Consider the following 15,111-nt stretch of genomic DNA (forward strand, 5'->3'; position numbering starts at 1 on the left):
ATGCCGCGCTTTCTCCCCATGGAAAGCGCGTCTAGCGTTGCTTTCCTCGATGATCCGCTTCTTTGAGGACCTGAGATGACCCGTATCGGAACTCCATTGTCGCCAACCGCGACCCGCGTATTGCTGTGTGGCTGTGGTGAGTTGGGCAAGGAAGTGGTGATCGAGCTGCAACGCCTGGGCGTTGAAGTGATTGCCGTCGATCGCTACGCCAATGCGCCAGCCATGCAGGTTGCCCATCGCAGTCACGTGATCAATATGCTCGACGGCGCTGCCCTGCGTGCCGTGATCGAAGCCGAGAAACCGCACTTCATCGTGCCGGAAATCGAAGCGATCGCCACCGCCACGCTGGTCGAACTGGAAGCCGAAGGCTTCACCGTGATCCCGACCGCGCGCGCTGCGCAACTGACCATGAACCGCGAAGGCATCCGTCGTCTGGCCGCCGAAGAGCTGGACCTGCCGACCTCGCCGTACCACTTTGCCGACACCTTCGAGGACTACAGCAAAGCCGTTCAGGACCTAGGCTTCCCATGCGTCGTCAAACCAGTCATGAGCTCGTCGGGCAAAGGCCAGAGCCTGCTGCGTAGCGCTGATGACGTGCAGAAGGCATGGGATTATGCGCAAGAGGGCGGTCGCGCCGGCAAAGGCCGGGTGATCATCGAAGGTTTCATCGATTTCGATTACGAGATCACCCTGCTGACCGTGCGCCACATCGGCGGCACTACGTTCTGCGCGCCGGTCGGTCACCGTCAGGAGAAGGGTGACTATCAGGAATCCTGGCAGCCGCAAGCCATGAGCCCGGTTGCCCTGGCTGAATCCGAGCGCGTTGCCAAAGCGGTAACTGAAGCGCTGGGTGGTCGCGGTCTGTTCGGCGTTGAGCTGTTCATCAAGGGTGATCAGGTGTGGTTCAGCGAAGTTTCGCCGCGCCCGCATGACACCGGTCTGGTAACGCTGATTTCGCAGGATCTGTCGCAGTTCGCCCTGCACGCTCGCGCAATTCTGGGCCTGCCGGTACCGCTGATCCGTCAGTTCGGGCCATCGGCTTCGGCGGTGATTCTGGTGGAAGGGCAGTCGACTCAGACCGCTTTCGCCAACCTCGGCGCGGCGTTGAGCGAGCCGGACACGGCGCTGCGACTGTTCGGCAAGCCGGAAGTGAATGGCCAGCGCCGCATGGGCGTGGCGCTGGCGCGAGATGAGTCGATCGAAGCCGCTCGTGCCAAGGCGACCCGCGCTGCTCAGGCTGTTGTGGTCGAGTTCTAAACCGAGTCGCGACATTCGCGAGCAAGCTCGCTCCCACATGGGATTGGGTGAACACAGAATCTGTGACCAACCCCAAAAACCTGTGGGAGCGAGCCTGCTCGCGAAGCTTTTGATCTTCTGTCAGGCAACCTGATTCAGATCGTTGCCACGCGTTTCCTTCAGGCACAGCACCGCAATCAAACTCAGCACCGCCGCCCCCGACACATACCCACCGACATAACTCAAACCGCCCATCGCCACCAGTTTCTGCGCAAAGAACGGCGCCGCCGAGGCCCCGACTATGCCGCCCAGGTTATACGCCGCCGAAGCACCGGTATAACGCACGTGAGTCGGAAACAGCTCCGGCAACAGCGCGCCCATCGGTGCAAACGTCACGCCCATCAAGAACAGCTCGATGCACAGAAACAGCGCCACGCCCCAGGTCGAACCCTGAGTCAGCAACGGCTCCATCAGGAACCCGGAAAGAATCGCCAGCACGCCACCGATGATCAGCACCGGTTTGCGCCCGTAACGGTCGCTGGCCCAAGCCGACAGCGGCGTGGCGGCGGCCATGAACAGCACGGCAAAACACAGCAGCCCGAGGAAGGTTTCGCGGCTATAGCCAAGTGTGGAAACCCCGTAACTCAGTGAGAACACCGTCGAGATATAGAACAGCGCATAACAGACCACCATCGCCGCCGCGCCCAGCAATGTCGGCGCCCAGTACTGACTGAACAGCTCGACCAGCGGTATCTTCACCCGCTCCTGACGGGCGATGGCGTTGGCAAACACCGGTGTTTCATGCAGTTTCAATCGCACATACAGACCGACCATCACCAGCGCTGCGCTGAGCAGGAACGGAATCCGCCAGCCCCAGCTGCGGAACTGCTCGTCATCGAGGGTCATGGCCAAGGTCAGAAACAAGCCGTTCGCGGCGAGAAAGCCGATCGAAGGTCCGAGCTGCGGAAACATGCCGAACCACGCACGCTTGCCTTTCGGCGCGTTTTCCGTGGCCAGCAATGCAGCGCCACCCCATTCACCGCCCAATCCCAGGCCCTGTCCGAAGCGCAGCACGCACAGCAGAATCGGCGCCCAGGCGCCAATCGTGGCGTAACCTGGCAGCACGCCGATCAGCGTCGTACACACGCCCATCAACAGCAGCGAGGCCACCAGCGTCGACTTGCGCCCGATACGGTCACCGAAGTGGCCGAACAGCGCCGAACCCAGCGGTCTGGCGAGGAAGGCGATGCCGAAGGTCAGGAACGCCGACAGCATCTGCGCGGTGCCAGAGGTCTGAGGAAAGAACACCGGCCCGATCACCAAAGCGGCGGCGGTGGCGTAAACATAGAAGTCGTAGAACTCGATCGCGGTGCCGATAAAACTCGCCGTCGCCACGCGGGTGGCGGAATTCGTCGGTTGGGCAGGCGCGGTGGCACTGTAAGCGGTACTGGTCGTCATGCGGTGATCCCTGACAGTCATGAGCTCCGTTGGAGCGAATTATTATGGTCGAACACCCAGGGATGTGGGATGAGGCGCGGTCGCTGTTTCAGGTAGGAACAGTCGCCGGTGTAATGCAGAAATGGCCGAAACCTGTCAGGTGCGGGGTAAGCACGAGGTTCGGCGGGGCTTGGGTAAGCGCCTCGATTATAGGAAGGGGGCTAACGATTGAACAAGAGCAAAAAGATCGCAGCCTGCGGCAGCTCCTACATGGGAACGCATTTCAAATGTAGGAGCTGCCGAAGGCTGCGATCTTTTGATCTTTGATCTTTTATCGGGCAGGCAGCAAAGCAGGCACAGACGAGGTATGCCAAATCAGCACCTTGCTCACCCGGTTCTCCTCGGTCTCGAGAATCTCCAGCCGATAGCGCCCGATCTTCAAGCACACCGCGCTCTCAGGAATCGTCTCCAACGCTTCAGTCACCAGCCCATTCAGCGTTTTCGGCCCATCGCTCGGCAAATGCCAACCCAGGCACTTGTTCAGCTCGCGGATCGACGCGGCACCGTCAATGACCATGCGGCCATCGCCCTGTGGATGAATATGCGGATTATCCAGACTGTGCTCGCTTTCAAACTCGCCGACGATTTCTTCGAGAATGTCTTCCAGCGTGACGATGCCGAGCACTTCGCCGTACTCATCCACGACCATGCCCAGGCGCCGCTGCTGCTTGTGGAAGTTCAGCAGTTGCAGTTGCAGCGGCGTGCTTTCCGGCACGAAGTACGGTTCGTAACTAGCGGCCAGCAGCGCTTCGCGCGTCAGATCACCGTTGTTCAGCAGGTGCCGGATCTGCCGGGTGTTGAGCACCGCTTCAACCTGATTGATGTCGCTATGGAACACCGGCAGGCGTGTGCGCTTGTTATGCCGCAGTTGTTCGATGATTTCTTCGATCGAGTCATCGAGGTTGATGCCGTCGACGTCACTGCGCGGCACCAGAATGTCGTTGACCGTAATATTGTCCAGCGCATGAATGCCTGAGACCGGGTGCGCCCGGACCGGGCGTTCTGGATCGTCGTACCGATCGGCAGGCGAGTCATCTTCGCTTTGCTGCACGACCTGAACCTTGCGTGCAAATGGAGTCATCAGCAAACCGCTGATACGGCTGAACAACCAGGCAAACGGATAGACAATCTTCAGTGGCACGGTCAGCAAGGTATTGCCAAACGCCAGCACGGCATCGGGATAACGCTGGGCGACGGTGCGCGGGAAGTAATCGGCAAACACCAGCAGAATTGCGCCGGCACCGAGGCACGCAGCCCATGGGCCGTTTTCTTCGCAGAGGAAAATCGCCAGCAGTGTCGCGATGACGACCGCGAGAGCGCGGCACAGGGTATTGCAGAGAATGAGGCTGTCGAGCGGGAAGCTCAGCTTCGCCAGCGGCTTATCGCTGGCGCGCGAGGCGGTGCGTTGCGCGAGCAGGTGTTGCTGCGCGATTTCGACGGCGGTAAACAACCCTGACCATAAAATCAGCAGGACAAATACCGCGAGCATCGGCCCAAGGGGCAAACCGTCCATTTATGCCGCCCGTCAGATGTGCAGGATGTATTCACGAACCAGTTTGCTGCCGAAGTACGCCAACATCAGCAGGCAGAAACCGGCGAGGGTCCAGCGAATCGCCTTGTGACCGCGCCAGCCGAGGCGATTGCGGCCCCACAACAACACGCTGAAGACGATCCAGGCCAGGCACGCCAGCAGGGTCTTGTGCACCAGATGCTGGGCGAACAGGTTCTCGACGAACAGCCAGCCGGAAATCAGCGACAGCGACAGCAGTGTCCAGCCGGCCCAGAGGAAACCGAACAGCAGGCTTTCCATGGTTTGCAGCGGCGGGAAATTCTTGATCAGCCCGGACGGGTGCTTGTGTTTGAGTTGGTGGTCTTGCACCAGCAGCAACAAGGCCTGGAACACCGCGATGGTGAACATGCCGTAGGCGAGGATCGACAACAGAATGTGCGCGAGGATGCCCGGCTCTTCGTCGATGATCTGCACGGTGCCGGTCGGCGCGAATTGCGCCAGCAGCACGGTGATCGCGCCCAGCGGAAATAGCAGCACCAGCAGGTTTTCCACCGGGATTCGCGAGCAGGCAATCAGTGTCAGCGCGATCACTGCCGCGGCAATCAGGCTCGAGGCGCTGAAGAAGTCCAGGCCTAGACCGATCGGGGTCAGCAAGTGAGTGAGCAGGCTGGCGCCGTGGGCCAACACGGCGAAGACGCCGAGGGTAACCAGCAGGCGCTTGTTCGCCTTGGCGCCGGTGGCCAGACGAGTGCTCTGATAAAGGGTCGCAGCGGCATATAGAAGGGCGGCGGCGAGAGTGGTCAATAAACTGGGTGACAAGGGGAGCATAAATCCTGTTAGGCAAGCCCGAAAGGGGCTGAGTTTGGCATAGAACCGCCATGGCACGAAAGACTCAGGAAGCTGACAGCGAGGTGTCCGCCAGCCGCAGTCTTCGCTATAATCCGCGACCTGCCCACGCCGCAGGCTCGCCGAGCACATGTTGATTCCGGTCTGGGCCGCCATTATCCCGGTCTACACAGGGCCTGAAAGGATCGCGCAATGTTTGAAAACTTAACCGACCGTCTCTCGCAGACGCTGCGCCATGTCACCGGCAAGGCGAAGCTGACCGAGGACAACATCAAAGACACCCTGCGTGAAGTGCGCATGGCGTTGCTCGAAGCCGACGTCGCTCTGCCGGTGGTCAAGGACTTCGTCAATTCGGTCAAGGAGCGCGCTGTCGGCACCGAGGTGTCGCGCAGCCTGACGCCGGGCCAGGCGTTCGTGAAGATCGTCCAGGCTGAACTCGAAAGCCTGATGGGCGCGGCCAACGAAGATCTGAACCTGAGCGCTGTGCCGCCCGCCGTGATTCTGATGGCCGGTTTGCAAGGTGCGGGTAAAACCACCACCGCTGGCAAACTGGCGCGCTTCCTTAAAGAGCGCAAGAAGAAGTCGGTCATGGTCGTGTCGGCGGACGTCTACCGTCCTGCGGCGATCAAGCAGCTGGAAACCCTGGCCAACGACATCGGCGTGACGTTCTTCCCGTCCGACCTGAGCCAGAAACCGGTCGACATCGCCACCGCAGCTATTAAAGAAGCAAAACTGAAATTCATCGACGTGGTCATCGTCGATACCGCCGGTCGTCTGCATATCGACGAAGAGATGATGGGCGAGATCAAGGCGTTGCACGCCGCGATCAACCCGGTCGAAACCCTGTTCGTGGTTGACGCCATGACCGGTCAGGATGCGGCCAACACGGCCAAGGCCTTCGGTGATGCACTGCCGCTGACCGGTGTGATCCTGACCAAGGTCGACGGCGACGCCCGTGGCGGTGCCGCCCTGTCGGTACGCGCCATCACCGGCAAGCCGATCAAGTTCATCGGTATGGGCGAGAAGAGCGAAGCGCTCGATCCGTTCCACCCTGAGCGTATCGCCTCGCGGATCCTCGGCATGGGCGACGTGCTCAGCCTGATCGAACAGGCTGAAGCGACGCTCGACAAGGACAAGGCCGACAAACTGGCCAAGAAGCTGAAGAAGGGCAAGGGCTTCGACCTCGAAGACTTCCGCGATCAGTTGCAACAAATGAAGAACATGGGCGGCCTCGGCGGGCTCATGGACAAACTGCCGAGCATCGGCGGCGTCAACCTGTCGCAAATGGGCAATGCCCAGAACGCCGCAGAGAAGCAGTTCAAGCAGATGGAAGCCATCATCAACTCCATGACCCCGGCCGAGCGCCGCGACCCTGAGCTGATCAGCGGTTCGCGCAAGCGTCGGATCGCCATGGGTTCCGGCACCCAGGTGCAGGACATCGGTCGCTTGATCAAGCAGCACAAGCAGATGCAGAAGATGATGAAGAAATTCTCCGCCAAGGGCGGTATGGCGAAAATGATGCGCGGCATGGGCGGAATGTTGCCCGGCGGCGGCATGCCAAAAATGTAAGGTGTCCCGTCTCACCTATTTCACTCGCCAAAAGTGAGTGAAATGGGTGAGACGGGATACTGGAATCTCGCCGGTCGTCGCACCGGCGCAGGCCCCGCAAGGATGCGGGATCAACAGCAAACCCGCACTCGGCGGGAGCTGACTGGCCGTTTTCATCGACGGCTCTATATGCAGATCTGCACGGCATGCCATAGGCGCCGGAAAAAGTCATTTGCAAAAGTCCGGATATTCCTTAGAATATGCGGCCTTTCGGGCACCCATGCCCGCTGTGCATTTAGATTTGCAGCACCGACTACAGGAACGATGTTCACATGCTAACAATCCGTCTTGCCCTTGGCGGCTCCAAAAAGCGCCCGTTTTACCACCTGACCGTAACCGACTCGCGTAACCCGCGTGACGGCTCCCACAAAGAACAGGTTGGTTTCTTCAACCCTGTTGCACGTGGTCAGGAAACCCGTCTGTCCGTGAACCAAGAGCGCGTAGCCTACTGGCTGAGCGTTGGTGCACAACCTTCTGAGCGCGTTGCTCAGTTGTTGAAGGAATCTGCCAAGGCTGCGGCCTGAGCAATATGAACGCGACGCCTGCTGTTGCCGATGATTTGATCGTTATTGGCAAAATTTATTCTGTTCATGGCGTTCGCGGCGAAGTGAAGGTTTATTCCTTTACTGATCCGACTGAAAACCTGTTGCAGTACAAAACCTGGACGCTCAAGCGCGAAGGCAATGTGAAACAGGTCGAGCTGGTCAGTGGACGCGGGAACGATAAGTTCCTGGTCGCGAAGCTCAAGGGTCTTGATGATCGTGAAGAAGCTCGTCTTCTGGCCGGTTATGAGATCTGCGTGCCGCGCAATCTGTTCGCTGAATTGACCGAAGGCGAGTACTACTGGTACCAGTTGGAAGGTCTGAAGGTCATCGACACCCTTGGGCAATTGCTCGGGAAAATCGATCATCTTCTGGAAACCGGCGCCAATGATGTAATGGTCGTCAAGCCTTGCGCTGGCAGCCTGGATGATCGCGAACGCCTGTTGCCCTATACGGAGCAATGTGTGTTGACTGTCGACCTGGCCGCGGGCGAGATGAAGGTGGATTGGGACGCGGACTTCTAAACGTGGCTAATTTGCGCGTAGAAGTGATCAGTTTGTTTCCCGAGATGTTTTCCGCCATCGGCGACTACGGCATCACCAGTCGTGCGGTCAAACAGGGGCTCTTGCAGCTGACCTGTTGGAATCCGCGAGATTACACGACGGATCGGCATCACACTGTGGACGATCGCCCGTTTGGCGGTGGTCCGGGCATGGTGATGAAGATCAAGCCCCTGGAAGATGCTCTGGTTCAGGCCAAGGCAGCAGCCGGGGAGGCGGCGAAGGTGATTTACCTGTCCCCCCAAGGCCGTCAACTGACTCAGTCGGCGGTACGCGAGCTGGCACAATCGGATGCATTGATCCTGATTGCCGGCCGCTATGAAGGCATTGACGAGCGCTTTATTGAGGCTCATGTCGATGAAGAGTGGTCGATTGGCGACTATGTACTGTCTGGCGGCGAGCTGCCGGCCATGGTCCTGATCGATGCGGTTACACGACTGCTGCCTGGAGCTTTAGGGCATGCGGATTCCGCTGAGGAAGATTCCTTTACGGATGGTCTGCTGGATTGCCCGCACTACACCCGACCTGAGGTGTATGCGGATCAGCGTGTTCCCGACGTGTTGCTGAGTGGCAATCACGCGCATATCCGGCGTTGGCGTTTACAGCAGTCCCTTGGTAGGACCTTTGAACGACGCGCCGATCTTCTGGAAAGCCGCTCGCTTTCTGGAGAAGAGAAGAAGCTGCTCGAGGAATACATCCGCGAGCGGGACGATAGTTAACAACGTATCGATGGTAGATCGAACGATTTACCTTAGGAGCACAGCATGACCAACAAAATCATCCTTGCACTCGAAGCAGAGCAGATGACCAAAGAAATCCCTACCTTCGCCCCAGGCGACACTATTGTCGTTCAGGTGAAAGTGAAGGAAGGCGATCGTTCCCGTCTGCAAGCGTTCGAAGGCGTTGTAATCGCCAAGCGTAACCGCGGCGTGAACAGTGCGTTCACCGTTCGTAAAATCTCCAACGGTGTTGGCGTAGAACGTACTTTCCAGACCTACTCCCCGCAGATCGACAGCATGGCTGTTAAACGTCGCGGTGACGTACGTAAAGCCAAGCTGTACTACCTGCGTGACCTGTCGGGTAAAGCAGCTCGCATCAAGGAAAAACTGGCTTAAGTCCAGCTTCCGATGCAAAAAAAGCAGCCTGCGGGCTGCTTTTTTATTTGTGTTTTTTTCTATGTGTCAGGTGTAATAGTCGCCGGCTGAAAAAATGCTTATCAATCAGTCGAAGCTGCTTGCATTTTTTTGTATTAGAAGTGTTTTGTGTGGGGGCTCGGAATGAGCGTAGAGTTGTGCCCATCAGCGTGAACAAAATGGTCAGCTTTGCCAATTCTGATCAGGAATCAACGCTTTTCAGGTTGCGAAAGTCAATGCCTACAATTTTTTCATTCTCTAGTACAAAATTCATTCCTAAACCTTCAAATACATTTGCGATTGCCTTTAGATTATTTATATGTGGTCTCCGAGCTCCGCGTTCAAAATCGGCGATCGTAGGAGTAGCTATGTCAGCTGCGCATGCCAGATCACGTTGCGTCATTTTGGCTAGGGCCCTGGCAGCTTTGCATATCTCTGGAGTCATACTTAAAATATTATTTCTTATCAAAATATTGACCTTGGGTCTCTAAGGTTGTAAATTTTACCTATATCACCAAAGGCAGCCTAGGCAATTATGTCAGATCCGACGCCCATAAAGACTCGTAGACTTACCTGCATAGAGACATTTTCTGGTGCGGGAGGAATGTCATTAGGCTTACGAAAAGCAGGCTTTGATGTCCGATTTGCCTTCGATTTGAATCCAGCAGCAGTTGAATCTTATAACAAGAATATAGCCCCTCATTGTCAGGTGCTTGATGCAAAAAATGTAAAAGGTGAGTTTTTACTTCGAGAGGCAGGTTTAACCGAAAGATTGGATTTGTTAAGTGGTGGTCCGCCTTGTCAAGGTTTTTCAAAGCAACGACGTGGTGCGCACTTGTTGACAGATGAAAGAAACAGCCTAGTACTGGAATATGCTCGCTTAGTGAAAGAGACCAGTGCGCGTTCTTTTTTGTTTGAAAATGTTGAGATTTTCGGTCAGAAACGTGGGGAGGATTTGATTCAGGAAATCCGTGAGGAATTATCTTCTTATACTATATTTACATTTTTTGTATGCTCCTCTAATTTTGGCTTAGCGCAGAAGCGCGGACGCTTTATTATGATTGGAGTTTGTAACGATGAAGACATTGATTTTCCCGTTCTGGAGTTTTCCAAGACTCAGAGTACGGTAAAAGATATTATTGGTATGCTGCCTTCGCCTCCAGAAGATTATTCTGAGCATCCAGATTTTCCAAATCATATGAAGTGCAAGATCTCTAAGCTAAATGAAGAGCGGTTTTCTCATGTTCCCCCTGGTGGTGGATGGAAAGATATACCTATGTATTTAAGACTTCCATGTCACCAAGTTACAGATGTTAAAAAAGGAGGTTGGCCTGATGTTTATGGCCGACTAGAGTGGAGCGGTCATTGCCCGACTATCACAGCAGGTTTTGATAGTTTTACTCGTGGGCGATATGGTCATCCTGAAGAGCATCGCGCAATTACTTTGCGTGAAGGGGCTATGCTTCAAGGATTCCCTGATTATTTTCGATTTTATGGCACGCGCCAAGATATCAGACTCCAGATCGGCAACGCGGTACCGCCACCGGTTGCCCATGCTGCCGGAAACGCTGTTGCTCGAATTTTGTTGAGGCAAAAATATTCTGCTGGGTTTCCCAGTGGCCAATTGAAGCTCAACAAAAATTCGATCAAAAGGTATTATTTTAATTCACGAAGAAATGGTAAGCGTCGACAAAAAAATCTCCAACCGTCTTTACAGGTAGTAGTGTTTGCATGTCAAGAGCGTTGTACCTTTGTGGTGTGTCGCAGTAATATAGCCCCCCAACAGGGGCTAAATGTTTTTGATATAACTTAACTGTGCCAGGGACGCATACTTGGTTGACTTTTGAGTTCTTCTTATCCTGCTGTGTTTCACTGATACATACAATAAATGATGTGAATCTTCCAATTCCAAATGCTGAGTCTAAAATCCTTTGATGTGCAAATGGTTGAACTATGCGCTCGCGAGTGGTGATTTTAAAAGGAATAACCAGGCTTTTTCCTGAAATTACGCTTTTTATCACTAAGTCGGTTGAAAGGCTTGAAACGCTATCTTTTAGTTCTGGATCTTCACTGTCGTCCTCAATCTTTTCGTTGGCGGCCTCTGCTATTGCGTCATCACCTAATTCGCCACCTTCAATAAATTCCGTGAGTGGAATATGTTTTGAGAAGTAATATTCCGCAAAAACTTCCTGTAAAATACCTGCCATAAATATTTCGAAGAAGGTGCCGGGAGTTTTTCGACTTCCTCTTTGCCAAAGATCATAACAACATGCTATGGCCATTACGCCAGTGTAAACAACGTCATTTGCTCTCTTTTTTTCCTCATTCGTCCAGTTATCTGGCGTTCGTTGAAAGCTCTCCATTAGGGCGCTAAAGGCATGTGAAAATTCGACGCTGTTGTTATAAAATATATCAGGTCTAACGGGGCGTGATATATTTCCACTATTTGTGAATGCGCAATAGGATACGTTGGGGTTACCTTTAAAGTCACCATAGTATTCGTAGCTTGATAGTGCTTGAAGCTTTTCTAATGCTGTACATACCAGATTTGCACTCTCTAGTATGTGAGTTTTTTTCGTATTGTATAACTTTGAAATTGCCGTCATTCCGTCTTTGATGTCTTTCATTTTTTTCCTTAAGCTGTTTTTATCTGTCCGCTTCAGTTTTTTATGACGCGCATTAGTTGGTTCTAGAGGCGTCTTGGCTCCAATGCCTTTTTACCCCTGTTTTTCGTTTGAATAGTGGCGCTTTGCCTTGCGAAGCGCCAGCTTGGATAGTTTACTTTTTGATTTTTATTTATGACTATCGCATGCAAAAAAGTTGACAAGTGATGTTTTTCCTGTGCTACACCATCTTGGTGGGTGGGTCGGTTCCCCGGGCTCGCTCGCTATGAAAGACTGTCCGCCACCTTTCCGTTGTCGCCTGTCTTGCTTGAGCCTTTATGCCTGCCATCGACCATCCCCTGATTGACCAGTTCCTCGACGCCTTGTGGCTGGAGAAGGGCCTGTCCGATAACACCCGTGGCGCCTATCGCAGCGATCTGGCGCTGTTCAACGGCTGGTTGCAGGAGAAGAACCTTGAGCTGATCAATGCCGGCCGCGAGCTGATTCTCGATCACCTGGCCTGGCGTCTGGAGCAGAACTACAAGCCGCGTTCCACGGCGAGATTTCTCTCCGGTGTGCGTGGCTTTTATCGTTATTTGCTGCGGGAAAAGCTGATCACGGTCGACCCGACTTTACGCGTCGATATGCCGCAACTGGGTAGGCCGTTGCCCAAATCCCTGTCGGAAGCCGACGTCGAAGCGCTGCTGAGGGCGCCGGATCTGAGTGAAGCCATCGGCCAGCGTGACCGCGCCATGCTGGAAGTCCTTTACGCCTGCGGTCTGCGGGTTACCGAACTGGTGAGCCTGACGCTGGAACAAGTCAACCTGCGCCAGGGCGTCTTGCGGGTGATGGGCAAGGGCAGCAAGGAGCGGCTGGTGCCGATGGGCGAGGAGGCGATTGTCTGGATCGAACGCTACATGCGCGATGGTCGTGGCGAGTTGCTCGGCGGGCGGCCCAGCGATGTGCTGTTTCCCAGCCAGCGCGGCGAGCAGATGACCCGCCAGACCTTCTGGCACCGGATCAAGCATCAGGCCAAGGTCGCCGGGATCGGCAAGTCGCTGTCGCCGCACACCTTGCGTCATGCGTTTGCCACGCATTTGCTCAACCATGGCGCGGACTTGCGCGTGGTGCAAATGCTGCTCGGGCACAGCGATCTGTCGACCACGCAGATATACACCCACGTTGCCCGTGCACGGTTGCAGGATCTGCATGCCAAACATCACCCAAGAGGTTGAACGGGGGATTGTGTCGCTTTGAAAGTGTTGCGACAGGCGCATTCGGCCACCGTGACCTTATGTGTTAGGCTTTGCCGGTTTGCACGATGGACGGTTATGACCCGGTGTTCCGGCACGGGCGTTCTGATCGTTCCATTTGTCCGCCTTCAGGAGTTCTCATGCGTCTGACCCAGATTTTCGCCGCCGCAGCTATTGCGTTGGTCAGCACCTTTGCCGTCGCCGATGACGCGGCCGACAAAGCCATTCGTCAAAGCCTGGAAAAACTCGAACTCGAGGTTCCGGTAGAAAGCATCAGCGCCAGCCCGTTGCCGGGTATGTACGAAGTCAAGCTCAAGGGCAGCCGCGTGCTCTACGCCAGCGCCGATGGCCAGTACATCGTTCAGGGTTACCTGTTCCAGCTCAAGGACGGCAAACCGGTCAACCTGACCGAGAAGACCGAACGCCTGGGCATCTCCAAACTGATCAATGCCATACCGGTGGCCGAAACCGTGGTCTACCCAGCTGTGGGCGAAACCAAATCGCACATCACCGTGTTCACCGACACCACCTGCCCGTACTGCCACAAGCTGCACGCGGAAGTGCCGGAGCTGAACAAGCGCGGCATCGAAGTGCGTTACGTTGCGTTCCCGCGCCAGGGTCTGAACTCGCCGGGTGACGAGCAACTGCAAGCCGTGTGGTGCTCGAAAGACAAGAAAGCCGCCATGGACAAAATGGTCGATGGCAAGGAAATCAAGGCCGCCAAGTGCGAAAACCCGGTTTCCAAACAGTTTGCCCTCGGTCAGTCGATCGGCGTGAACGGTACACCGGCCATCGTTTTGGCTGACGGACAAGTGATTCCGGGCTACCAGCCTGCGCCACAAGTCGCCAAACTGGCGCTGGGCGCGAAGTAAATTCGCATCGTCACGGTCAGCCGTGACGATCATGGTCCGGCAGCAGCATCGCCGGGCCATTAATAGAGAGCCGCGAGCACGCGGTTGTTTTCCGGCCGACCCCGTGTCGGCCGTTTTATGGGGAGTTCACAGTGAATCCGGTCAAAGTAGGCATCTGTGGGTTAGGGACCGTCGGTGGCGGTACCTTCAACGTACTTCAGCGCAACGCCGAGGAAATTGCTCGTCGTGCCGGGCGTGGAATCGAAGTGGCACAAATTGCCATGCGCACGCCAAAGCCTCAGTTCCAGACGACCGGTATTGCGATTACCAACGATGTCTTCGAAGTGGCCACGAACCCTGAGATCGACATCGTCATAGAGCTGATGGGCGGCTACACCGTTGCCCGCGAGCTGGTACTCAAGGCCATCGAGAATGGCAAGCATGTGGTCACCGCGAACAAGGCTCTGATTGCCGTTCACGGTAATGAAATTTTCGCCAAGGCTCGCGAGAAAGGCGTGATCGTGGCGTTTGAAGCGGCCGTGGCCGGTGGCATTCCGGTGATCAAGGCGATCCGTGAAGGCCTGTCCGCCAACCGCATCAATTGGGTGGCCGGGATCATCAACGGCACCGGTAACTTCATCCTCACCGAAATGCGCGAGAAGGGCCGTACCTTCGAAGACGTGCTGGCCGAAGCCCAGGCACTGGGTTACGCCGAAGTCGATCCGACCTTCGACGTTGAAGGCATCGACGCCGCGCACAAACTGACGATTCTGGCCTCCATTGCGTTCGGCATTCCGCTGCAATTCGACAAGGCTTACACCGAAGGCATCACCAAACTGACCACCGCCGACGTCAACTACGCCGAAGCGCTGGGCTACCGCATCAAGCACCTCGGTGTCGCTCGCAGCACCGCTGCCGGCATCGAGTTGCGCGTGCACCCGACGCTGATCCCGGCCGATCGCCTGATCGCCAACGTCAACGGCGTGATGAACGCAGTAATGGTCAACGGTGATGCGGCTGGTTCGACGCTGTTCTACGGCGCTGGCGCCGGCATGGAGCCAACCGCCTCTTCGGTAATTGCCGACCTGGTTGACGTGGTTCGCGCCATGACTTCCGACCCGGAAAACCGCGTACCGCACCTGGCCTTCCAGCCGGATTCGCTGTCGGCCCATCCGATCCTGCCGATCGAAGCCTGCGAAAGCGCCTACTACCTGCGCATCCAGGCCAAGGACCATCCGGGTGTACTGGCTCAGGTGGCGAGCATCCTCTCGGAGCGCGGCATCAACATCGAGTCGATCATGCAGAAGGAAGTTGAAGAGCACGACGGTCTGGTGCCGATGATCCTGCTGACCCACCGCGTGGTCGAGCAACGTATCAACGATGCGATCGCCGCCCTCGAAGCCCTGGCCGGTGTGAATGGTCCGGTTGTACGGATCCGCGTCGAGCACCTGAACTAAGTCGTTGTCCTGCAC

General features: G+C 56.0%; 14 protein-coding genes and 1 pseudogene. 10 read left to right on the top strand and 5 right to left on the bottom strand.

What is annotated here, in order from left to right; all coding sequences use genetic code 11:
- Positions 1-75 precede the first annotated feature (75 nt).
- The gene (gene purT, locus LOY43_RS05220; protein ID WP_258709299.1) at positions 76-1,257 is read left to right on the top strand and encodes a formate-dependent phosphoribosylglycinamide formyltransferase; all 1,182 of its coding nucleotides are present in this window, start codon (positions 76-78) and stop codon (positions 1,255-1,257) included.
- Between the two features lie 120 nt (positions 1,258-1,377).
- Here the strand turns inward: purT and LOY43_RS05225 are convergent, their stop codons facing one another.
- From LOY43_RS05225 to LOY43_RS05235, 3 genes are all read right to left on the bottom strand, one after another.
- Positions 1,378-2,694, bottom strand: a complete 1,317-nt coding sequence (locus LOY43_RS05225; RefSeq protein ID WP_095050339.1) for an MFS transporter — start codon at positions 2,692-2,694, stop codon at positions 1,378-1,380.
- A 310-nt stretch (positions 2,695-3,004) separates the two neighbouring features.
- Positions 3,005-4,246: a transporter associated domain-containing protein gene (locus LOY43_RS05230; RefSeq protein WP_258709300.1), complete on the bottom strand. Its 1,242-nt coding sequence runs from the start codon at positions 4,244-4,246 to the stop codon at positions 3,005-3,007.
- Positions 4,247-4,258: 12 nt separating this feature from the next.
- Positions 4,259-5,071: an inner membrane protein YpjD gene (locus tag LOY43_RS05235; protein WP_095050342.1), complete on the bottom strand. Its 813-nt coding sequence runs from the start codon at positions 5,069-5,071 to the stop codon at positions 4,259-4,261.
- Between the two features lie 210 nt (positions 5,072-5,281).
- Here LOY43_RS05235 and ffh point away from each other — a divergent pair, with 210 nt between their 5' ends.
- The 5 genes from ffh (at position 5,282) to rplS (ending at position 8,914) form a co-directional block, all read left to right on the top strand.
- The gene (ffh, locus tag LOY43_RS05240; RefSeq protein WP_007908988.1) at positions 5,282-6,658 is read left to right on the top strand and encodes a signal recognition particle protein; all 1,377 of its coding nucleotides are present in this window, start codon (positions 5,282-5,284) and stop codon (positions 6,656-6,658) included.
- Between the two features lie 311 nt (positions 6,659-6,969).
- Positions 6,970-7,221 (top strand): 30S ribosomal protein S16, encoded by a 252-nt coding sequence (gene rpsP / locus LOY43_RS05245; protein WP_016986371.1) that lies wholly within the window; start codon positions 6,970-6,972, stop codon positions 7,219-7,221.
- Between the two features lie 5 nt (positions 7,222-7,226).
- Complete coding sequence (rimM, locus tag LOY43_RS05250) at positions 7,227-7,763, top strand: ribosome maturation factor RimM (RefSeq protein ID WP_258709301.1); 537 nt, start codon at positions 7,227-7,229, stop codon at positions 7,761-7,763.
- 2 nt (positions 7,764-7,765) lie between these two features.
- Positions 7,766-8,518 (top strand): tRNA (guanosine(37)-N1)-methyltransferase TrmD, encoded by a 753-nt coding sequence (gene trmD / locus LOY43_RS05255; RefSeq protein WP_008081628.1) that lies wholly within the window; start codon positions 7,766-7,768, stop codon positions 8,516-8,518.
- A gap of 45 nt (positions 8,519-8,563) precedes the next feature.
- Complete coding sequence (rplS, locus tag LOY43_RS05260; RefSeq protein ID WP_003175895.1) at positions 8,564-8,914, top strand: 50S ribosomal protein L19; 351 nt, start codon at positions 8,564-8,566, stop codon at positions 8,912-8,914.
- 220 nt (positions 8,915-9,134) lie between these two features.
- On the opposite strand, the gene LOY43_RS28810 is transcribed toward rplS, so the two are convergent.
- Positions 9,135-9,377 (bottom strand): helix-turn-helix domain-containing protein, encoded by a 243-nt coding sequence (locus LOY43_RS28810; protein ID WP_408980840.1) that lies wholly within the window; start codon positions 9,375-9,377, stop codon positions 9,135-9,137.
- A gap of 90 nt (positions 9,378-9,467) precedes the next feature.
- On the opposite strand from LOY43_RS28810, the pseudogene LOY43_RS05265 reads away from it, so the two are divergent.
- Positions 9,468-10,490: pseudogene (locus LOY43_RS05265) on the top strand (DNA cytosine methyltransferase); the annotation flags it as partial.
- A gap of 103 nt (positions 10,491-10,593) precedes the next feature.
- Here LOY43_RS05265 and LOY43_RS05270 read toward each other — a convergent pair.
- Entirely contained in the window at positions 10,594-11,559 is a 966-nt protein-coding gene (locus tag LOY43_RS05270) for a hypothetical protein (RefSeq protein ID WP_258709302.1), read from the bottom strand.
- Between the two features lie 314 nt (positions 11,560-11,873).
- On the opposite strand from LOY43_RS05270, the gene xerD reads away from it, so the two are divergent.
- From xerD to LOY43_RS05285, 3 genes are all read left to right on the top strand, one after another.
- The gene (xerD, locus tag LOY43_RS05275; RefSeq protein ID WP_258709303.1) at positions 11,874-12,770 is read left to right on the top strand and encodes a site-specific tyrosine recombinase XerD; all 897 of its coding nucleotides are present in this window, start codon (positions 11,874-11,876) and stop codon (positions 12,768-12,770) included.
- 158 nt (positions 12,771-12,928) lie between these two features.
- The gene (gene dsbC / locus LOY43_RS05280) at positions 12,929-13,660 is read left to right on the top strand and encodes a bifunctional protein-disulfide isomerase/oxidoreductase DsbC (RefSeq protein WP_095050346.1); all 732 of its coding nucleotides are present in this window, start codon (positions 12,929-12,931) and stop codon (positions 13,658-13,660) included.
- Positions 13,661-13,791: 131 nt separating this feature from the next.
- Positions 13,792-15,096: a homoserine dehydrogenase gene (locus LOY43_RS05285; RefSeq protein ID WP_095050347.1), complete on the top strand. Its 1,305-nt coding sequence runs from the start codon at positions 13,792-13,794 to the stop codon at positions 15,094-15,096.
- Positions 15,097-15,111 lie beyond the last annotated feature (15 nt).

The organism is Pseudomonas sp. B21-041, assembly GCF_024748675.1.
GTDB classification, from domain to species: Bacteria; Pseudomonadota; Gammaproteobacteria; order Pseudomonadales; family Pseudomonadaceae; genus Aquipseudomonas; species Aquipseudomonas neuropathica.